This window comes from Campylobacter sp. US42a (assembly GCF_004379055.1).
GTDB lineage: Bacteria > Campylobacterota > Campylobacteria > Campylobacterales > Campylobacteraceae > Campylobacter_D > Campylobacter_D jejuni.
On sequence record NZ_RYYK01000006.1, the window covers coordinates 88,904 to 109,642 of the forward strand.

Below are 20,739 nucleotides of genomic sequence, written 5' to 3' on the forward strand. Positions count from 1 at the left end.
ATGCAAGAAAGAATTAAAGAGCTTGAGCTTAGGTATAAATATTTTTTACTTAAAAAATATTTAAAATATTTATTTTTAATTGTTTTAATCTTAGTGATAGCATTTTGTTTTTTTATGCTAATGCAAAAATATAATAAGCAAAAAAATATTTATTTGCAAGCTATTGAACATAAAAAGCATTTAGAGCAAAAGATTCTTCAAGCGCAAATTTTACAAGAAAAAAATAAGATTTCTAGGGAAAAGTTATATAAAGAACTAGAAGAAGTTAAAGCGGTGCAGGAAAATACACATATTAGTAAGATAGAAATTGATTCTAAAATTTTAAATATTTCTGATTTAAAAAAATCTTTTTATCAAAATCCAAGCTATGAAAAGGCTTTAAATTTAGCTAAGAAGTATTTTGATATTAAAGCTTATCAAAAGACAATATTTTGGGCTTTAAAAGCCAATGAACTTGACAAGCAAAAACAAGATTCTTGGCTGATTTTTGCTCAGGCTAAAAGAGCTTTAGGTGAAGAAAAAGAAGCTCAAAGTGCTTTAGATGCTTATATAAATTATTATGGTTTAATGGAATTAGATGGAAAGTAGAATGGATAAAATTTTTCAAGCTTATATTGATAATGAAATAAGTCTTGATGAAATTTGCACTAAATTTAATATCACTTCTTGGGATTTTTTTAAAAAATTAGCAAATTTTTGTAATTTACATTTTGTTGATTTAGATGAAGATAATGATTTTATTTATGAAGGTATACCTTTTTCTTTACTTTTAAAATTTAAATTTCTGCTTATTAAAAACAATGACGGCTTTATGATTATTAGATCCAAACCTTGTTCTTTAGAGCTTTTAGAGCAAGTTAGGACTTTTATGATTTGTGAAAAAATCGACACTGCAATTGCCGATGAATTAAAGATAGCTAAAATTTTAAATCAAATTCGCATTCAAGAGGAGATTAAAAGATTAAGCATTAAGCTTAGACTTGAATGGCAAGAAAATCAAAAAAGAGATGATCAAAGTTGCATCAGTCAAATTTTTGATTTTTTATTACATGAAATTTTATCTTTTCATGCGAGTGATATTCATATAGAAGCAAGGAATGATGACGCTTTGATTAGATTTAGGGTTGATGGAATTTTGCGTGAATTTGCTATTTTTGAGAAGGATATTTATGAAGCTTTGGTTTTTCATGTCAAATTTTTAGCTTGTTTGAATTTAGCTGAATCAAGAAAAACGCAAGATGGAAGTTTTGAATTAGATTTTGAAAATGAAAGATATGATTTTCGTGTTTCATGTTTGCCTTTGATTTATGGCGAAAGTGTTGTTATAAGAATTTTAAAACATGATAAAGAAATTTTGGATTTGTATAAACTAAATCTTGGAAATAAAAATTTAGAAATTTTAAAAAAGATTTTACATCGTCCCAATGGAATGATTTTATTAACCGGCCCTACAGGTAGTGGTAAAAGCACAACTTTATACGCGTGTTTAAATGAGTTGAAAAGTATTGAAAAAAAGATTATCTCCGCAGAAGATCCTATAGAGTATAAAATTCCTTTAGTGCAGCAAATTTTGCTCAATTCAAAAGTTGGAGTCGAGTTTAATAGTGTTTTAAGAGCAATTTTAAGGCAAGATCCTGATATTATCATGATAGGAGAAATTCGCGATGAAGAAAGTTTAGATATTGCACTTAAAGCTTCTTTAACAGGTCATTTGCTTTTAAGCACCTTGCATACTAATGATGCTCTTAGTACCATTGATAGGCTTTTGGATATGCAAGCAAAAAGTTACTTGATAGCATCAGCTTTGAGTCTTGTTATAGCACAGCGTTTGGTTAGAAAACTTTGTCCTTGGTGTAAGCAAAAAAGCAAAAAACATTATATTGAATTTGAAGGTGAATTTTTTGAACCAAAAGGATGTGAGCGTTGTCATCATAGTGGATTTTTTGGCAGAGAATTAATCGCTGAGTGCTTAGAGATCAATGAAGATTTAGCTTGTGCAATTAGGGAAAATCAAGATAAAACGATTTTAATGGAGCTTGCAAAAAAATATGGCTTTCAAACTATGTTTGAACAAGGTTTAAAAAAAGCCAAAGAAGGTCTTACAAGTATAGATGAGCTTTTAAGGGTTGTAAGATGAAATTTTATGAAGTAGAATTTCTTAAAAACAATCAAAATTATACAAAAACTATAAAAGCTGAAAATTTAAATACAGCACAAGCAAAAGCCTTATCAAAGAATTGGAAAATCATTGATATAAAAGAAATTCAAAAATCTAATTTTCAGAGATTAAAAGATGAAAATTTTATACTCTTTTTTAAAGAGCTGGCTTTGTTGTGTGAAGTTGGATTAAGTGTTCAAGAAGCGATTAGAGAATTATATCTTATGCATTCTTGCAAGATTATGAAAAAAATATTAGACAATTTAATTTTAGCTCAAAATCTAAATCAAGCTTTTGAAAATGCTAATTTTGGATTAAATCGTGCGGAGTTAGCTTTGATTAAAACGGCTGAAAAGACAGGAAAAATCAGCGAAGTGTTTAGTCAAATTTCTAAACTTCGAGAAAAAAGTTTAGAGAGTCAAAAACAATTAAAAAAGGCTTTTAGATATCCTACTTTGGTTTTTTTAAGTATTATCGGAGCATTTTTGTTTTTAATGCTTTTTGTAGTGCCTAATTTTAAAGATTTATTTGAAAATTTAGGCACGAGTTTGCCTTTTATCACGCATGTAATGTTAGAAATTTATAATTTTTTAGATGACTATGGAATTTTTTGCATATTTTTGTTTGTTATTTTTATTGTTATGCTTATTTTAGCTTATAAAAATTTTCATTCTTTTGCTTTTTCTTGCGATTTTTTATTTTTAAAAATACCTTTGATTTCTCGTTTGATTATTTATAATCAAAATTATTATTTTTTTATGGTTTTTTCTTTGCTTTTAAAAAATGGAATTTCAATATCTAAAGCTTTTGATTTAGCTATTATAGGGCTTGAAAATAAATTTTTAATTTTTCAGTATAAAAAACTTTTTAGTTTTATAGATTCTGGTCTTGAGTTAAGTCAGGCTTTTAAAAAGATTGATATTTTTGATTCTTTGGTATTTTCTATGCTTAGTGTTGCGATGAAAAGCGGAAGACTTGAAGTGTTAAGTGAAGAAATTGCCAAATATTATCAACAAAAAAGCGAAAATTTAATGGATAGATTTTTGATTTTTTTAGAGCCTATGATGACTTTATTTGTGGCGCTTTTAGTTTTGTTTTTGGCTTTAGGTATATTTTTACCTATGTGGGAGCTTAGTTCGGGTATAAATTTTATTTAATTATTTTAAGAGATCTTCTAATTCTTTACATTCATTTTTAAGTTTTTGAAGTAAAGTTTCTGCTTGCAAACCTATCATTAAAAGTTTATAAACTTTGGGGCGATCTTTTTTCCATTTGCGCAAGGTTTTGACATTTATATCAAGTTTTCCAGCTATATCTCTTTGTGTCATTTAAAATCCAAAATTTTTATTAAATTTATCTTTAAATGCTTTAAAAGACAACAAGGTAAATTTAGGACTTTTTAAAAATAAAAAAGGTAAATTTAGGACTAAAATTTTAAAAAATAGGACTTATTGTGTTAAAAACTGTTGATGAAAAAGGCAATATAATTTATGGAGATTTATCTTTACAAAAAAATTTAAAGCTAGAATTTAAAGGACGCAACAATATAGTCTTTTTTGCAGGAAGTAGTTTGAATGCAAACATTGTTTTTTGTGGAGATAATGCTTTATTTTTTCATGGTGGAGGCGGATGGATAAATGGTAAAGTAGTCATGCAATTTAATGGACTTTGTTATATAGGTAAAAATTCAAGTTTCAATGGAGTTGATATTAGGGTTTTTGAAGGAAAAAATTTAATTTTTGGTGATGATGTGATGTTTTCATGGGGAATTTGGTTATCTCCATCTGACCATCATCTTATTTTTGATGGAAATACTTACAAAAGAGTAAATTTTGGTAAAAGTATTTATATAGGTGATCATGTGTGGTGTGCTCAAGAAGCAGCTATTTTAAAGGGAAGTTTTGTAGCGAGTGGAAGTATTTTAGGGGCAAAAAGTGTTAATGCGGGTAAAAAATTTTCAAATGCTATTTATGCTGGAAATCCTAGCAATTTAATTAAAGAAAATTATTTTTGGAGTAGAGAAGATCCTGTAAGTGGTTCTTGGAGTAAGGAAAAAATTGCAAAATTTTCTATCATGCCAAAAGATGATTTTATTTTTAATTTTGAAAAAGACAAATTTTTAGATCCAAATTTGCTTGAAGCAGAGCTTGAAAAGTTCGAAACTGCAGCACAAAAATTAGAATTTGTATATGATTATATTTATAATAATACAAACAAAAACCGTTTTGCTTTATTTAAAGATAGTGATACAAGCGAGTGTAAGCTTTATAAAGATGAAAGCAAAACGCCTTTTTCAAAATTACAATTTGAAGTTCCAGAAAAACAAGAAAGTTTTATATTAAAGCCCGTAGGAGCGGTATGCTTGGTTAAAAATCATCTTGCTTATAAATTGGGTGTAGAGATGATAGAAAATTCAAAAAGCTTCAAAGGATACTTAAAAATGCCTTTTAGGCTTTATAAAATTTCAAAAGAGTATAAAAAAATACCTAAAAATCAAGCAAAATTAGAAGATTTTAGTGATTATCGCGAAGCTTTGCAGTGTAAAAATCATCTCTCTTATAAGCTTGGAAATGCTTTGATACAAGCACATAAAAATTGGTATAAGGGCGGATATATTAATTTTTATTTTAAAGTATTAAAAATTAAAAAGGATTTTAAGAAAAATAATCCCAAGCTACTTTAATGATAGTTAAGCTGACTATGATTAAAAATAAGGTTTTGATAAATTTTCCATTTGTTTTTAAAACAAGTTTTGATCCTAAAAATGCTCCTAAAATTTGTCCTAGACCCATTAACAACCCAACTATCCATAAAATTTCATATTGCCAAAGAAATATTCCTAGTGCGACTATATTGCTAGAAAAATTTAAAATTTTTGTATTAATGCTTGCTTTTCTCATATTAAAACCTAGTAGCATCACACAAGCAAAAATCCAAAATGAACCCGTTCCAGGTCCTAAAAATCCATCATAAAATCCTAAAGTTAAGCCACAAATTAAATGAAAAATTTTGATATTTTTTATTTTAGGTTCGCTTTCGTGTTTGCCTAAGTTAGGACGTAAGGCTGTATATAAGAAAGTAAGAGTTAAAAAGATCAAGATAATAAGCTTTAATTGCTCATCTTTTACAAAAAGAACGCTATAACTTCCTATAGCTGCTCCTAAGGCTGTGAAAAAAACACCCCAAGCAAGATGAGGTAGAGTGGTGGATTTAAAATAAGTTAAAGTAGCCGTAAAAGAACCAAAGACGCTTTGGAGTTTGTTTGTTGCTAAGGATAAATGCGCAGGAATTCCACAGGCTATGAGTGCTGGTAGAGTAATAAGCCCTCCTCCACCTACAATAGAATCTATAAAACCAGCAAAAAGAGCTACAAAAAAAAGTATGAAATAATAAATTGTATCTAAGTGCTCAAAGCCCATTTTTCACTCCTTAAATTTGTCAATTTCCTTACTTTGCCCTAAACGATAGAGTGCAAAGTCATATTTTATGGGATCATTTGCATCTAATTTTTTTAAATTTTGCGTGAGTTCTAAAACACTTTTATAATCATATATTTTACGCTTTAGAAGTCCTAAAGTCAAGGAAATTTTATGTGTATGTGTATCAAGTGGAATTAAAAGATCTTTGGTGTGAATTTTGGTAAAAAGTCCAAGATCAAGTTCATCTTTTCTAACCATCCATCTTAGATACATATTATAGCGTTTAAGAGGTGAAGTAGGGGTGTTTTGCCAAATTTTTCCAAAGAAAAAATCATACCCATAACTTGAATATGAATTTAAGGTTTTGATTTTTTGCATAAAAGCTAAGATGGCATCTGTGGTATTTTCTCTTTCTTGATAGGCTTGATAAAAAAGTTCGTAGAGTGAAATTTCATTTTTAAGTCTTGAAAGAGTGATAAAAATTTCTTGTATATCTTTCTCATTTTGGAAGCGGTATTTTAAATTTTTAAGTTCTTTTTTTATTTGTTTTTCTTGAAGGTTTAATAAAGAAAAATCAAGTTTTTTTAGAAAATTTACTATATTTTTAGCATTTCCATAGGCAAATAAAGCACAAATTAAGGCAATAAATTCATCATTGTGAATTTTAGCAATTTGCAAAGGATCTGGAATTTCAAAAAGAGAATGATCGGTATTTTTTTGATTGGCTAAAAAATCAAGCTTAGCTTTAAGATGGATAAAATTTTTCACTTGATATTGCTAGAGCTTAAGATTTAAGCCCTAGTAAGGTATCAAGCATTTGATCTACGGTTGAGACGATTTTTGCTGCAGCACCATAACTTGATTGATATTGTATAAGAGCGGCTAATTCTTCATTTGTATTTACACCACTTTTAGATTGGTACTCGCTATAAACAGAATTATAAAGAGTTTCATTGCTTGAATTTACAACATTGTTATTTTCACCATCTGAGGCTATTTTACCTGTAAGTTTGCGGTAATATTCTTCCATGGTAAGATTATCAATAGTGCCATCTTCATTATAAAAATTAACTTTATCATATTGAAGTTGGATGATTTTATTTGCCATGTCATTGCCACTATCAACCCCATTTAAGCTTGCTCTTACTGTGCTTGGATCATTTAAGATAGAATCTTTTACTTTCATGTTACTTGCATCAGTTCCGCTAAAAAAACCACCTATACTAAACGCACCTGCAAAATTTGTGCCTTTATCTTCAATGGCTATTTTAAAACCTGATTTTGCATTGATTTGAAATAAACCATCTCCAGTTTTTGCATCGTAGCTAAAACTTGCATTGATATGATCATCAACATCATCGTTTGGATTTTTATTGTTATTATCATCTGTATTAGCATTGATTTGACGCATGATATCATTCATGGTTGTATTTACATCTATGGTGATGGTTTTGGTAAGTTTTTTATCGCCTTTATCATCATAAATGACTATATCAAAACTTCCTGGTTGTATGGTTCTGTCGTAATTAACTAAAGGAATATCTCCCTTAAGCCCAGGTAAATAATCAGAAGTAACAGAATTTTTTGCAGAACTTGCATAAAGATTGTTAGTTTCATTGATCATGGTCTTAGCAAAAGTATCTAAAGAATCCATATAACCTTGGATAATTCCATCTTTATATTTTCCTTCGCTTTTGCTATAGTTTCTACCGCGTAAGTCAAGTTGAGCACCAAGCTGTCCACCGCTAATCTTTGCAGTAAGATCGCGAACTTTTTCATCAGGAGTTTCATAATAAATGCTATAAGATTTATTTTTATCATCATAATCAAGCTTTAAAGGATGAAAATTTATCCCATCTACTATACTAAAACCTTCTATACTTAGATTGTATTGATGTCCTGGATCAGTGATGGTTGTATCAAGGCGATTGTCTTGATTGATTTCATTTTTGCTTGCAACTGCACTAACTAGCTTTGAAAGAGTAAGCTCAAGCTCATCTCTTCTATCTCTAAGTTCATTTGCATGTTCTGTTGGTAAGGCTTCTTGTCCATAAATTTGTTTATTTATAGTAGCAATTTCTTCGCCAATTCTATTAATCTCATCAACTGTATTTTTAATATCATCATTTACTTTTTTTTGGATTTTATCTAAGGTTGCAAAAGTGTTATTAACGCTTTCTGTTAAGGTCTGAGAAGCTTTTACAAGGGCTATTTTTGTGGCATTTTCATTGGGGTTAGATGCAAAATCATTCCAAGCTTTGTTATAATTTTCTAAATCTTGTAAAATTCCAGTATTCTGTAAGTCCGGAAAACGCTGTGCAATTTCTTGTAAAGTGGAAGCCATATATTTAGTGTATTCTAGTTGAGTAGATGCACCTTTTAATTTATAGTAAGAATACTCATCATGTAAACGAACTATGCTTTCTATAGCAGTTCCTGTACCTACTTGAACTCCACCTGTTGTAATATATCCATTTGTAGTTTGCACCACTCTTTGGCGTGTATAAAAAGTTGCATTAGCATTTGAGATATTATTTCCAGTTGTTGCGATTTGAACTTCGCTTGCCTTTAAGCCTGTAACACCTGTGTATAATGTTCCAAAAATACCCATTATAAATCCTTATACATTAATCTTAAAAATTGACTCTGGATTTGTCTTTTTATCCCCATAAGCATTATTTGTTCCATCATTAATATCAAACATTTTATTTACTAAGCCATCAAGAAAATCTTTGACAATAAGAACAAATTTAGCATACTCTTTGTTTTTACTATGAAGGTTTTGAAGATTTTTTTTAAGTAGATCTAGTTTTTGTTTATCTTGATCATCTAAGAGTTCGCTAAGCCCTTTTGTAGAGCTATTATTTAGCTCAACCAAGGCAACATCAAGTTGTTTTTTAGCTGTAATAAATTCGGCGATAAGTTTGTTTTTTTCTTCTACACTTGGCGTTACACTCTCATGTTTAGCCACTTTGATATTTTCTATATCTTCTTCGGTTAAAGCAATAAGTTTTGCTAAGATAGCATTTACTTCATCAAGTCTTTGTTTAAGCATATTTTCTCCTTTTCTCTCTCAAAAAAAGGAGAATGAAAGTTTTAGATTAAAGAGTCAGCAATCGCAGCAGCTGTAGCTTTTGTATCGATTTTATAAGTACCGTTTTTAATCTGCTCTGCGATTCTACTCGCTTTATCATTTTCCGTTTTTTGAGTATCGTTTGTTTTAGTTTCTTTATCTATTTTATTTGTATTTAATGTGGTATTTGCCACATAACTTTGTTGTATAGGATTGATCATTTCTGCCTCCTTGATCTTAGTTATAATCCTCTACAAACCATATCGACCAAAATTTAAAAAACTTAACCCCTTTCTTTTAAAAAATCGTATAATAATTTTGAAAAACCCATACCTCCACTTAAAGCTTTACTCATAGTATCGTTATACATGGAAGAGTATATTTCATCGCTAGCATCTTTTCCAAAGAGTGAATTTTGACTTTTTAAAGATACGTCTAAAACTTGCTTTAAAAAAAATGCTTCAAAGGCATCCGTTTGTTCTTTTAAGGCTTCATCTTCTTTGGTTTTTGTAACTATATCATTGTCATTTATTTTGATGCTTGATTCTAAGCTTCTTGCTTTGGCTGCACGATCAAGTAAAGCGCTATTCATACTATAAGTATTTAAAAAATTATCCACTTTCATTAGATGATCTCCAAATCCGCGTTAATTGCACCTGCGCGCTTTAAATTTTCCATAATAGCGATAATGTCATTTGGGGTTGCTCCAAGTTTATTAAGCATTCTAGCTATATTTGCAACTGTGCTTTTTGCATTGTTGATTCTTAAGGTATTTGAACTTGGATCTACAAAACCACCATCTTTCATATCGATTTCATTTTGATTAGCTACTGCGTTATTGTTTGGATCTATTTTTATAGTGATATCTTTATGAGTGATTAAAACAGGTTCTACCTCTACATCAACTCCAGCAATCACTGTTCCTGTTCTTTCATCGATGATAACTTTGCTTTGTGGTTTATAAGCTATATCTTGTTCTAAAACTCTTGCCATAAAATCAACATTTGAAAGATCTTCAGGTTTTTTGAGTTTTACTGTGCGAGAGTCGATGGCTTTAGCTACTTCTTCGCCAAAGACAGTATTTAAAACTCTTTCTATATCGTTTGCAGTTTTAAAGTCCGCTACTTTTAAACTTAAGGTTAGATCATTATTTTGGCTAAAATTTTGTGGAATTTCTCTTTCTACATTAGCTCCGCCCATTACAGTTGCAGCAGTTGAGTGAGAACCTGCTCCTCCTGGCCTAGGTGTTAAACCTCCTGTTGAGATAGAGCCTTGTGCTATAGCATAAATTTCACCATCAATCCCACGAAGTGCAGTCAGTAAAAGTGTTCCACCTTGTAAAGATTTTGCATCACCCATAGATGAAACGGTAATATCAAGTTTATCTCCGCTTTTTGCAAAGGCTGGAAGTTTGGCTGTAACCATAACAGCTGCGGTATTTTTTGATTTGATATCGTTAGGATCTACTTTGATATTCATACCTTGCAAAAGGTTTGAGATGGATTGTAATGTAAATTTAGAGCTTGTTCCATCACCACTTCCATTAAGCCCTACAACAAGTCCATAACCTATAAGTTGGTTATCTCTTACACCTACAGTGTTTGCTACATCCTTGATTTGCACTGCAAAAATGCTTGTCATAAAGAGTAAAAATATCGTTAAAACTCTCATGGATTCTTCCTTTAATCTATTGTTGATGATAGATCAAGCAAAAAGTGTTCCAAGTGAGTTAAGAAGAGTAAAAACTTAAGCTAGTTGATCCAAATTTCTTTTCTTTGATTTTTTGAAAATTTTGGATTTTTTCGGGAGTTTTTATGGTTGAGTGGTGTTCAAAAATGATTAAATTTAAAGTTTTTAAATCTAAATTTTCTAAAAAATGATAAATTTTTTCATAAATATCGCTAAAACCTTCTCTGATATTAAAAGGTGGATCAAGATATAAGATGATGTCATTTTTTGAATTTTCTATGAGTTTGGGTAAAATTTCAAAAGTATTTGCATGGATCACTTCTAAATTTGGATCTATGTTTTTAGCATTTTCTAAAGCAATTTTATAAGCTTTTGCATCAAGTTCTATAGCATAAGCTTTTAAAGCATGATTACTTAGTGCTTCAGCCGCCATTAAAGCACTTCCGCCAAAGGCTTCAATGAAAATTTTATCTTTTAAATCTTCCCTTATTACATTAAAAACACAACTTTTTACTATGCTTTTAGTACTTCTTGTTGTTGTAAGACTAGGTAAAAGTAGTTTTTTCCCTTTGTATTTACCACTTTCTATATTTGTATAAAGCTTTGTTTCTTTAGTTTTTTTTGTTTTTTCTTTAGGAAGTTTAATTTCTTGTTTTTGAAGAAATTTTTTTCTTTTTTCATTGTGATTAAAAAAGTCTTTAACGCTTATAAATTCATCATTCATCATTAAGTGCTTTTACGAGTTTGTTTTTAAGATCTTTTATGGCAAGATCGATTTTATTTTCATAATCTTTTTTAAATTCCAAAGCAATAGCGTCAATTTTTTCTTCAAGCAGTCTTTTTTGTTCAAGTGCAAGTTGCAAAGCTGCTGCTTTTAAGGCATTATCAAATTCATTTAAAGACTCAAACAAGGCTTCTTTGCTAAATGGTACGCTTAAAAATGGAGAGTTTTTAGAGACGATAAATAAGGGTTTTGCGGTATGAATTTTTTCATCGCTAATGATGAAATCACAATCTTTTTTCATTACCAAATGATCTTTTAAAAAAAGTTCTAAAGTTCTTTCTATAATGAGATCTTTGCATTCTAAAGAGATTTTCATATCAAACTAACCTTTAAAGTGTGATTTTTTAATGATGGAGCTTGTATACCTTCGATAAGGGCTAAAAACTCAAAACGGCTCAAAATATAAAAGTCTTCAAAATCCCTTCCACTTGTTTGCATAAGTTTTTTAGCGCAAGTATCAAAAAGATAAAAATCCTTTTCTTCTTTTACTACCATAAAATCAGCCCCGCTATCATAAGCATCTAAAACAATATCTGCGGCTATTTTATAGCTTAGCGTAGGATTTAGATTAAGCAAGCTAAAGCCATTATTTTTTGTACTGTTTTCATAGGAAATAAATTTAGCCTTAAGTTTGGATTTTAAAGTATCGCAAGCATTAAAACCATAAAAAGCTATATTGAAATCTTTAAAATTATGCTTAATTTCCTTAAGTTCTTTGATCTCATTATCAAAAGCATTGGTTTTAGGTAAATCAAAGTGTAAAATATTTTTATCAAAAAGCCCTAAATTTAAAATTTCATTTTGTAGGTTTTTGATCGTTGTTTCTAAAATTTCATTTTTGCTTTGAAGATGATAAAAAATACCCTTTTCTTTATCTGCTAGAGTTTTTAAAATTTCTATCTTTTTTTCAGGATATTTTTCTATCATTTTTGAAGCCAAATAAAACACTCCATCACCCATATATTCAGGAAGATAGTCTAAAATTTCACTCGCATAATATAAATAATCATATTTTGCATAAAGCTTTTTATCCTCTTCATCACCAAATTTTTCAAGATATTTGTATTTGTCTAAAAAATCATTTTTATCGATGATAAGATCTTTAATCGCTCTTTTTGTGCTTAAAGGCTCGATACAAAGACTAAAATCAAATTCTTTTGCTATTTTTTCTAAAGGTGTAAAAAGTGGTATGATTTGCTTATTTACAACTATGTAAGTATCTTCATCTTTATCAAAATCAAAATAAATATCATCATCTTGAATTTGCAAAAGCAGATCATAAAAGCTTGCAAAATTTTCATAATTATCATAAATATAAGGTTTATAATAAGCCTCATAATCCTTGGTTTTATCAAATCTAAAAATTCTTAATTCTAATTTTTTCATGGTTTTTCCTTAAATATTTCTATATTATATAAAATTTTTCTAAAATTCACTAGAATTTAAAAGGAAATTTTATAAAATCACGCATTATGAACAAAGAAGATTTTATTATCAAAGCTTTTTTAAATGAAAAAAATGGTGATGATGGAGCTATTATCGATGATTGGTGTTTTAGCAAGGATTTGTTTTTTGAAAATGTGCATTTTAAAAGAGAGTGGCTTAGCTTAGAGCAAATTGCTACAAAAGCAATGCTTGTTAATATCTCAGATGCCATTGTGATGAATGCTGTACCAAAATACGCACTTTTAGGACTTGCTTTACCAAAAAATTTAAGCGAAAATGAGATCAAAGCCTTGCAAAAAGGTTTCTTAAAAACAGCTAGGAAATTTAATATAAAAATCATAGGCGGCGATACTATAAGCAATAATAAAATAGACATTAGTCTTGCTATCATTTCAAAGATTAACGATAAAGCTATTTTTAGAAAAGGTTTAAAAAAAGGACATTTGCTTGCTTATACGGGAAAATTAGGGCGAAGTTTAAAAGGACTTGAAATTTTGCAAAATGGGGGTACTTTAAAACCAAACCATGTATTTATAAAGCCAAAATTAAGAGCTAGTTTTTTTTATGAAATCGCACCTTTAATTTCTTGTGCTATGGATATTTCAGATGGTTTAAGCAAGGATTTATCAAGGCTTTTAGCCTTAAATAAATGCGGTATTTCTTGGTTTAAAAAACTTGATGATTATACGCTTTATAGCGGAGAAGAATATGAAATTTTGTTTGCTTTTGATGAAAAAGAACGGCAAAATATAGAAACAATAGCCAAAAAACACGGCGTGAAATTAAATATCTTTGGAAAAGCAGTGAAAGGAAAATATGAATTTAGCGGAAGAGAACACCATTTTTAAACCTATGTATAGTTTAAAACACAGTCCTATTAATGCGTATTTTAGTAAAAATAGCGATGATTTTGTAGTACGTGAAAGACCTTTGTATGAATTTAGCGGTAAGGGTGAGCATCTTATTTTGCATATCAATAAAAAAGATTTAACCACAAATGAAGCTTTAAAAATTTTAAGCGAAGTAAGCGGGGTTAAAATAAGAGATTTTGGTTATGCAGGGCTTAAAGACAAGCAAGGATCAACCTTTCAATACCTTTCTATGCCTAAAAAATTTGAGAGTTTTTTGTCAAATTTTTCTCATCCTAAACTTAAAATTTTAGAAATTTTTACCCACGAAAACAAGCTAAGAATAGGGCATTTAAAAGGAAATTCTTTTTTCATACGCTTAAAAAAAGTTTTACCAAGCGATGCTTTAAAACTAGAACAAGCTTTGATGAATTTGGATAAACAAGGTTTTGCGAATTATTTTGGCTATCAGCGTTTTGGAAAATTTGGGGATAATTACAAAGAAGGGCTTGAAATTTTGCGTGGTAGAAAGATGAAAAATGTCAAAATGAAAGAGTTTTTAATTTCAGCTTTTCAAAGTGAGCTTTTTAATCGCTATTTGAGTAAAAGAGTGGAGTTATCACATTTTGCAAATGATTTTAGCGAAAAAGAATTGATCCAAATTTATAAAATTTCTAAAGAAGAAGTCAAGGAACTTAAAAAACAAGAGCAATTTTTCAAGCTTTTAAAAGGCGAAGTTTTAGGGCATTATCCTTTTGGAAAGTGTTTTTTATGTGAGGATTTGAGTGCCGAGCTTGAGCGTTTTAGAGCAAGAGATATTAGTGCTATGGGACTTTTAATCGGTGCTAAGGCTTATGAAACAGGAGAAGGTTTGGCTTTAAATTTAGAAAATGAAATTTTTAAAGATGCTTTGGAGTTTAAAGCTAAAATGCAAGGTTCAAGACGCTTTATGTGGGGATATTTAGAAGAGTTAAAATGGCGTTATGATGAAGAAAAAGCTCATTTTTGTATAGAGTTTTTCTTGCAAAAAGGCTCTTATGCTACTGTGGTTTTAGAAGAAATTTTGCATAAAAATTTATTTGAGTGAGTGTAAATATATCTAATATATATTTTATCTTTTTCTCTCGTACTCTCTCTTCAACCTAGGCACATGTTTGAAGTAAAACTTGATATACCCCTCCCCATACCAATTCTTACTAGCCTTAATAAATTCTTCTCCTAATTTATAAGTAAAACATTCTTTTTCTTTTAAAGCTTCATTATAATCAGGATAAGTTTCTAAAGGTGGTAAAGCCAAATTTGGATTTTTCTTTATTTTAAATTTATAAGCCTTTTGTTCTTGTTTATGTGAAATAATAATACTTAATATTATAAAAGGTAAAAATATAAAACCTAATATACTTTTAGAATTTATAATCAAAGCCTGTCCTAGTTTATAAGAAAGTTGATTTTGGATACGAGTTTTAGCTTTTCCATAGTTATTTTGGAAATTTAGTGTTTCATTTAAATTATAAATTTGATTAGCTTGATTGCTGGATTCTTGATTTTTAATTTCTAAAGTTTGATTAAGACTAAGAATGTTTTCGTTTTTTGTTTTGATAATATCTGCTATAAATTCAGCTATCTTATCCCAGTATTCTGGTTTCATTTCTCTAAGTTCATAATTTTCTTTATAAGTATTCATATCTTTTTTAGGAAATAATCTTTCTTTATGTGGAAAAAATTCCTTTCTAACCCATTCGTTTGACTCTTCAAAATAATCTATATAAGATCGGTATATTTCTTTTGGTGGTTGAAATTTAAGTTTGGGATCTTTTGAGGTAAAATGTTTATCGAAAAAATTAACAATAAAATCAACATATCTATTTGTAAGCATTGGAATGCTGTAATTATTAAAATGATTCAAAATTTCCATTCCCAATAAATCTAAAGTTTCGTTTTGTTTATCAGGTATGATAAAATTATTATCCCATTCTAGACCTATAGTATTTATAAAATCTTTTAATAAATCTCCTTGATAAAATTCATTTTTGCTGAACAATTTTACGATGAGATTTTCTTTTTTAAAAATATTTTCCCAATTTTTTAAAGTTTGTTCATGATGACATAAAATTTTAAATTTATTATTTTCACTAGGTAAGGATAAAAATTTTTTTGGAGTACCATCTTTTAGTGCTTGAGAACACATAGAAATAAATAAATCACTAGGATTTCTTAAATAAATTATAATATATATCTTTGTAAATCCTAGATTTTTTAAAATAATTTGCAATTCTTGTATATATTTTTCATTGTAAAGTAAAAATTGAATGTTTTCAGTTGAAACTATTACTTTGTTTGAATGAGAATTATTGATTTCTTGTTTTAATGGTTTTAAATATGAGTCTAAGCTTGAAAAATTAGCTTGTTCTAAAAAATATTCAATTGCATGAGCAAAAGGATTATGATCGTTTAAATGCCAAGAATTTTTAATAGAATTTGGATATAAGGTTTTTTGAATTTTAAGTAAATTTTGATTTTTATATAAAAAATCCTGAATAGAGCTAGTCCCAGTTTTCATAGTTCCTATATGCAAGTAACAGGTCATTTTCACTCCATCAAATAAGAATTTTTAAAATTTTATTATGTAAAAAACTTTTTTACTTAAATATTTTTATTTTCTACATGAAATTTTTTCAAGTATCAATATATCCATTTTCTTTAAGATAGTTTAAGATTATATCTACATTTTCATTAAGTTTGGCTTTGGAATTTTGCAAATGAATTTCAGGATTTTGAGGTTTTTCATAAGGGCTGTCTATACCTGTGAAATTTTTTATTTCTCCATTTCTTGCCTTTTTGTAAAGTCCTTTAGGATCTCTTTTTTCACAGAGTTCTAAAGGTGTATCTACAAAAATTTCTATAAATTCATCTTTTTTTACCAAAGATCTTGCTAAAGCTCTGTCACTTTTAAAGGGTGAGATAAAAGCGCTTAGTATAATCAAACCACTATCAACAAAAAGTTTGCAAAGTTCTGCTATGCGTCTTATGTTTTCCACTCTTGAGTTTTCATCAAAGCCTAAGTCTTTATTTAAACCCAAGCGAATATTATCCCCATCAAGCAAATACGTATGAAAACCAAGCTCGTGTAATTTCTGTTCTAAAGCATTGGCAATGCTTGATTTTCCACTTGCGCTAAGTCCTGTTAGCCAAAGTACACAAGGTTTTTGATTTTTAAGTTTTGATCTTTGTTCTTTGGTGATATTTGTGTTATGCCAAGTAAGATTTTTATTCATAAATATCCTAAAAATTAAAGATTAAAGGTACGCCTATGAGAACTATAGCACTATATACGATAGAAACAATGGCGCCTATTTTTATAAAATCTGTCATTTTGTAATCACAAAGCGAGCTAACCATTAAATGAGTTTGGTATCCATGTGGTATCATAAACCCAGCACTAGCCCCATAAGCTACAGCAAAGATGAAAGGCAAAGGATTTACTCCCAAGGCTTGAGCTGTGGCAAAACCTATAGGGAAAGCTAAGGCCGCAGCAGCGTTATTGGTAATAAATTCGGTTAAAAGTAGGGTTAAAAGATAAACTCCTATAAAACTTCCATAAACTCCATAATGTCCAAAAAAACCTGTGATAAGTTGAGCTAAATCTTTGGCAAGTCCGCTATCTACAAGTACTTTAGCAATTGCTAAAGAAGAGCCTACTATGATGAAAATATCAAAAGGAAAACGCCTTTTTATTTCATCAAGCTTGATAAATTTGCAAAGTAGTAAAAAGCTTAAACAAATAAGCAAAGCCTTGGTAAAAGAGATAAAATTTAAAGCCGAAAAAACAATAACACTTAAAAAAGCCATTATGGTCAACAAGCTTTTTTTAGCATCAAGTTTTTCGTTTTGTTTGATATTTGAAAGTAAATAAAAATTTTTAGCCAAATTATCCCTTAGGATAAAATCTTTACCCACAGCTAAAATCATTCTATCTCCAGCTTGTAAAACACTTTCGCCAATTTTTTTGATATGCACATCTCCTCTTTGTAAAGAAATAATAGCTGCGTCAAATTTAGATCTAAAATTAGCTTCTTTTACGCTTTTTCCAATTAAATTAGAAGTTGGAGAAATGATTGCATCGATAAATTTACTTTCTTTTAACTCGTAACCATCTGCAAGTTTTAAGCCATCAAATTTATTTAGAGTTTCAAGTTGTGAAATATCTCCACTAAATATAAGTGTATCTTTTGCATTTATGATTTCATTATGTGAAACGGGAGTGATGCTTTGATTGTTTCTTTGAATTTCTACTAAAAATAAAAACTCTAAATTTCTAAGTTTGTTCTCTTCTATGCTTTTACCTATTAAAGAGCTATTTTCTAAAACTTTTAAAGCGATTAAATGTTCTTTTATATTTTTATCTTTATTTTCATAATGAGGCAATAATTTACTAAAAATCATCAAAACCAAAATCATTCCTATGCTTAAAGCTATACCTATATAAAAAAAATCAAACATTTTAAGACTCGGTAGTCCATTTTGTACCACAAAGGAATTGATGATTAAATTTGTAGAAGTTCCCACAAGAGTGATAACACCACCTACTATGGCAAAATAAGAAAGAGGGATTAAAAGCTTTGAAGGAGCTTGAAATTTATTGTTTTTTACTATACCCATAAAGCTTGCTACTACTGCGGTATTGTTTAAAAAGGCTGAAACCGCACAAGTAATTACACCTAATCTCAAAAGAGAAAGATTATAGTTCTTTCCTATGATAAACTTACTTGCCCACTCTATAATGATAGTTTTTTCAACAGCGATAGAAACTAAAAGTAGTAACATGAGTGAAATTAAAGAATCATTTGTATAAGAACTTATCCAAGTTTTAAAATCAAGATAACCTAAAGCGTAGTAAAATCCTGCCAAACTTCCAAATAAAACAGCAGGCTTTATTTTGTTGCGTATGAGCAATATAAGTAGAATTAAAAGCGTGATACCTACTATGATTTTCATATTTTTCTACACCCCCATTCTGGATAGTTTTTTCTTATAAAAGCGTTAAGTTCTATTTCAGCTTGAGTGTAAATTCTTTGGCTTTGCTGTGAATTTAAAATTTTTATTATCATACCTGCGGCCAAGGTTTCATTGCTATATTTATCGATGATAATAAATGATCCTAAGGTTTTATTATCTTTATACTCTTTAAGTGCTAAATTTTTATTTAGCTTTAAAGTACAATTTGCAATATCATTAAGTATTAAATTTGAGGCATTTTCTTCTTTAAAAGTATTGATATCTTTTTTATAGTTAATATTATCAAATTTAACATTGCAAAGATTGTGAGCTCTTTTTATAAGATAATTTTCATTAAGATCTAATTGTTTTTGACTCATCCATATAATCATAGCTTCAAAAGTATTGCTCATTTTAAGATCATGGTTAATAGATGCCAAAATATCACCTCTAGAAATATCGATTTCATCTTCTAAACATAAACTTACGGCCATATTAACACAAGCTTCATTTTGACTTGGAATGATTTCATTTTCATCTAAAGTTCTTAAATCTTTAATATCATTTGTAATGATACTTTTAATTTTAGATTTTTGCATAGAAGGCAAGACTATAACTTCATCTTGTAATTTTACATAACCACTTGCTATATTTCCGCAAAAACTACGAAAATTTAAATGTGGGCGATTAACATACTGCACAGGCATGATAAAATCATCCCAAATGATTTTATTTATTTTAATTTCATCTAAAAGTGCAAGTAGAGTTTCGCCTTTATACCAAGATAAATTTCTACTTTTTTGAGTGATATTTTCACCATTTAAAGCACAAATGGGAATAAAATGTGTTTGGATACCTTCTTGCAAATAAGGGATGATTTTTTCATAATCTTTACAAATATTATTGAAGATTTTTTCTTCGTAAGAAACTAGATCCATTTTGTTAATGGCAATGATAAAATTTTTAATACCAAGTAAGCTCACTATATAAGAATGCCTTTTAGTCTGCTTTAAAACCCCTTTTCTTGCATCAATTAAAATAATAGCAATATCTGCTGTACTTGCTCCTGTTGCCATGTTTCTAGTGTATTGTTCATGCCCTGGTGTATCAGCTATGATAAATTTGCGTTTATTACTGGTAAAAAATCTATAAGCCACATCTATGGTAATGCCTTGTTCTCTTTCGCTTGCAAGTCCATCTACTAAAAGTGCAAAATCAAGTTTATCTCCGGCATTCCCCATTTTTTTACTATCTTTTTCTAAGGTGCTTAATTGATCACTAAAAAGAGCTTTAGTATCATAAAGCAATCTTCCTATAAGAGTGGATTTTCCATCATCAACGCTACCACAAGTGATAAAACGACAAAGTTCTTTATTTTCATGTTCTTTTAGATAATTTTCTACACTTTGCATTAAAAATATCCTTGTTGTTTTTTCTTTTCCATGCTAGCTTCTTCATCACTATCTATAAGTCTTCCCTGTCTTTCACTGGTTGTAGCTAGAAGTAGTTCTTCTATGATATCTAAAACACTTGTGGAATTTGAATTTATGGCTCCAGTTAGAGGATAGCAACCCAAAGTTCTAAATCTTACCATTTCTTCTTTAGCATTTTTTGCTAAATCTTTTGGCATTCTATCATCATCAACTAAAATTTTTGTTCCCATGTATTCAACTATAGGTCTTTTTTTGGCAAGATAAAGACTTGGTATAGGAATATTTTCAAGGTATATATACTGCCAAATATCAAGTTCAGTCCAATTGCTCAGCGGAAAAACTCTTATGGATTCTCTTTTTTTATGGCGTCCATTATATAAATTCCAAAGTTCTGGGCGCTGATTTTTAGGATCCCAAGTGTGATTTTCATCACGGAAGGAATAAATTCTCTCTTTTGCTCGCGATTTTTCCTCATCGCGTCTAGCTCCTCCAAAAACAGCATCAAATTGGTATAAATCAAGCATTTGCTTTAAAGCTTGAGTTTTCATGATATCTGTATGTATATTTGAGCCATGTATGAAAGGGGATATATTTATTTCTTTGCCTTTTGGATTAGTATAAACGATAAGTTCCATACCGAGTTCTTTAGCTCTTTTATCACGAAATTCTATCATTTCTTTAAATTTCCAAGTCGTATCTACATGCACTAAAGGCAAAGGAGGAGTGGCTGGATAAAAAGCTTTTTGTAAAAGATGAAGCATCACTGAACTATCTTTACCTATGCTATAAAGTATAGCTGGCTTTTCAAATTCGGCTATTACTTCACGCATGATGAAAATAGACTCACTTTCAAGTTGTCTTAAATGGGTAAGATTGAAAGTCATTTTAATCCTT

At 29.3% G+C, this 20,739-nt stretch carries 22 protein-coding genes; 6 read left to right on the forward strand and 16 right to left on the reverse strand.

Annotated features, from left to right (window positions below; genetic code table 11):
• From ELQ10_RS06770 to ELQ10_RS06780, 3 genes are read left to right on the forward strand one after another with little or no spacing between them, the layout of a single operon-like run.
• Positions 1 to 588 carry a transformation system protein gene (locus ELQ10_RS06770; protein ID WP_070299883.1) on the forward strand — a complete coding sequence of 196 codons (588 nt, stop codon included), beginning with the start codon at positions 1 to 3 and terminating at the stop codon, positions 586 to 588.
• Positions 578 to 2,137 carry a GspE/PulE family protein gene (locus tag ELQ10_RS06775; protein WP_134250374.1) on the forward strand — a complete coding sequence of 520 codons (1,560 nt, stop codon included), beginning with the start codon at positions 578 to 580 and terminating at the stop codon, positions 2,135 to 2,137. The genes ELQ10_RS06770 and ELQ10_RS06775 overlap by 11 nt, the downstream gene beginning before the upstream one ends.
• Positions 2,134 to 3,315 carry a type II secretion system F family protein gene (locus tag ELQ10_RS06780; protein ID WP_134250375.1) on the forward strand — a complete coding sequence of 394 codons (1,182 nt, stop codon included), beginning with the start codon at positions 2,134 to 2,136 and terminating at the stop codon, positions 3,313 to 3,315. Before ELQ10_RS06775 ends, ELQ10_RS06780 begins: the two co-directional genes overlap by 4 nt.
• Here ELQ10_RS06780 and ELQ10_RS08565 read toward each other — a convergent pair whose 3' ends face one another.
• Positions 3,316 to 3,486: a hypothetical protein gene (locus ELQ10_RS08565; protein WP_166739196.1), complete on the reverse strand. Its 171-nt coding sequence runs from the start codon at positions 3,484 to 3,486 to the stop codon at positions 3,316 to 3,318.
• A gap of 125 nt (positions 3,487 to 3,611) precedes the next feature.
• Between ELQ10_RS08565 and ELQ10_RS06785 the strand changes: the two genes are divergently transcribed.
• On the forward strand, positions 3,612 to 4,841 hold the full coding sequence (locus tag ELQ10_RS06785; RefSeq protein ID WP_134250376.1) for a hypothetical protein: 1,230 nt from the start codon (positions 3,612 to 3,614) through the stop codon (positions 4,839 to 4,841).
• Here the strand turns inward: ELQ10_RS06785 and ELQ10_RS06790 are convergent.
• The 10 genes from ELQ10_RS06790 to ELQ10_RS06835 all read right to left on the reverse strand — a co-directional run bounded on the left by ELQ10_RS06790 (position 4,813) and on the right by ELQ10_RS06835 (position 12,509).
• On the reverse strand, positions 4,813 to 5,577 hold the full coding sequence (locus ELQ10_RS06790; protein WP_134250377.1) for a TSUP family transporter: 765 nt from the start codon (positions 5,575 to 5,577) through the stop codon (positions 4,813 to 4,815). The two genes, ELQ10_RS06785 and ELQ10_RS06790, sit on opposite strands and share 29 nt — an antisense overlap.
• Positions 5,578 to 5,580: 3 nt before the next feature.
• Positions 5,581 to 6,345 carry a TIGR02757 family protein gene (locus tag ELQ10_RS06795; RefSeq protein ID WP_134250378.1) on the reverse strand — a complete coding sequence of 255 codons (765 nt, stop codon included), beginning with the start codon at positions 6,343 to 6,345 and terminating at the stop codon, positions 5,581 to 5,583.
• 16 nt (positions 6,346 to 6,361) lie between these two features.
• A complete protein-coding gene (gene flgK / locus ELQ10_RS06800) occupies positions 6,362 to 8,188 on the reverse strand; it encodes a flagellar hook-associated protein FlgK (protein WP_134250379.1) in 1,827 nt (608 codons plus the stop codon).
• A gap of 9 nt (positions 8,189 to 8,197) precedes the next feature.
• Positions 8,198 to 8,632, reverse strand: coding sequence for a flagellar protein FlgN (locus ELQ10_RS06805; RefSeq protein ID WP_134250380.1), 435 nt, complete (start codon positions 8,630 to 8,632; stop codon positions 8,198 to 8,200).
• Positions 8,633 to 8,673: 41 nt separating this feature from the next.
• Positions 8,674 to 8,871 carry a flagellar biosynthesis anti-sigma factor FlgM gene (gene flgM / locus ELQ10_RS06810; protein WP_134250381.1) on the reverse strand — a complete coding sequence of 66 codons (198 nt, stop codon included), beginning with the start codon at positions 8,869 to 8,871 and terminating at the stop codon, positions 8,674 to 8,676.
• Positions 8,872 to 8,933: 62 nt separating this feature from the next.
• The gene (locus tag ELQ10_RS06815) at positions 8,934 to 9,275 is read right to left on the reverse strand and encodes a hypothetical protein (RefSeq protein ID WP_002869194.1); all 342 of its coding nucleotides are present in this window, start codon (positions 9,273 to 9,275) and stop codon (positions 8,934 to 8,936) included.
• Positions 9,275 to 10,321, reverse strand: coding sequence for a flagellar basal body P-ring protein FlgI (locus ELQ10_RS06820; protein WP_002826014.1), 1,047 nt, complete (start codon positions 10,319 to 10,321; stop codon positions 9,275 to 9,277). Before ELQ10_RS06820 ends, ELQ10_RS06815 begins: the two co-directional genes overlap by 1 nt.
• Positions 10,322 to 10,379: 58 nt before the next feature.
• Positions 10,380 to 11,063 carry a 16S rRNA (guanine(966)-N(2))-methyltransferase RsmD gene (rsmD, locus tag ELQ10_RS06825; RefSeq protein WP_134250382.1) on the reverse strand — a complete coding sequence of 228 codons (684 nt, stop codon included), beginning with the start codon at positions 11,061 to 11,063 and terminating at the stop codon, positions 10,380 to 10,382.
• Complete coding sequence (locus tag ELQ10_RS06830) at positions 11,056 to 11,439, reverse strand: ornithine carbamoyltransferase (protein ID WP_134250383.1); 384 nt, start codon at positions 11,437 to 11,439, stop codon at positions 11,056 to 11,058. The genes rsmD and ELQ10_RS06830 overlap by 8 nt, the downstream gene beginning before the upstream one ends.
• A complete protein-coding gene (locus ELQ10_RS06835) occupies positions 11,436 to 12,509 on the reverse strand; it encodes a DUF5644 domain-containing protein (RefSeq protein ID WP_052777936.1) in 1,074 nt (357 codons plus the stop codon). The genes ELQ10_RS06830 and ELQ10_RS06835 overlap by 4 nt, the downstream gene beginning before the upstream one ends.
• A gap of 86 nt (positions 12,510 to 12,595) precedes the next feature.
• On the opposite strand from ELQ10_RS06835, the gene ELQ10_RS06840 reads away from it, so the two are divergent.
• Complete coding sequence (locus ELQ10_RS06840; protein WP_134250384.1) at positions 12,596 to 13,417, forward strand: thiamine-phosphate kinase; 822 nt, start codon at positions 12,596 to 12,598, stop codon at positions 13,415 to 13,417.
• Positions 13,386 to 14,504 carry a tRNA pseudouridine(13) synthase TruD gene (truD, locus tag ELQ10_RS06845; protein ID WP_134250385.1) on the forward strand — a complete coding sequence of 373 codons (1,119 nt, stop codon included), beginning with the start codon at positions 13,386 to 13,388 and terminating at the stop codon, positions 14,502 to 14,504. The genes ELQ10_RS06840 and truD overlap by 32 nt, the downstream gene beginning before the upstream one ends.
• Before the next feature lie 24 nt (positions 14,505 to 14,528).
• On the opposite strand, the gene ELQ10_RS08660 is transcribed toward truD, so the two are convergent.
• From ELQ10_RS08660 to cysD, 5 genes are all read right to left on the reverse strand, one after another.
• Positions 14,529 to 16,004, reverse strand: coding sequence for a hypothetical protein (locus ELQ10_RS08660; protein WP_243833035.1), 1,476 nt, complete (start codon positions 16,002 to 16,004; stop codon positions 14,529 to 14,531).
• Between the two features lie 88 nt (positions 16,005 to 16,092).
• On the reverse strand, positions 16,093 to 16,692 hold the full coding sequence (gene cysC, locus ELQ10_RS06855) for an adenylyl-sulfate kinase (protein ID WP_134250386.1): 600 nt from the start codon (positions 16,690 to 16,692) through the stop codon (positions 16,093 to 16,095).
• A 7-nt stretch (positions 16,693 to 16,699) separates the two neighbouring features.
• Complete coding sequence (locus ELQ10_RS06860) at positions 16,700 to 18,412, reverse strand: SLC13 family permease (protein ID WP_134250387.1); 1,713 nt, start codon at positions 18,410 to 18,412, stop codon at positions 16,700 to 16,702.
• Positions 18,409 to 19,824 (reverse strand): sulfate adenylyltransferase subunit CysN, encoded by a 1,416-nt coding sequence (gene cysN / locus ELQ10_RS06865; protein ID WP_134250388.1) that lies wholly within the window; start codon positions 19,822 to 19,824, stop codon positions 18,409 to 18,411. Before cysN ends, ELQ10_RS06860 begins: the two co-directional genes overlap by 4 nt.
• The gene (gene cysD, locus ELQ10_RS06870) at positions 19,824 to 20,729 is read right to left on the reverse strand and encodes a sulfate adenylyltransferase subunit CysD (RefSeq protein WP_134250389.1); all 906 of its coding nucleotides are present in this window, start codon (positions 20,727 to 20,729) and stop codon (positions 19,824 to 19,826) included. Before cysD ends, cysN begins: the two co-directional genes overlap by 1 nt.
• Positions 20,730 to 20,739: the final 10 nt, after the last annotated feature.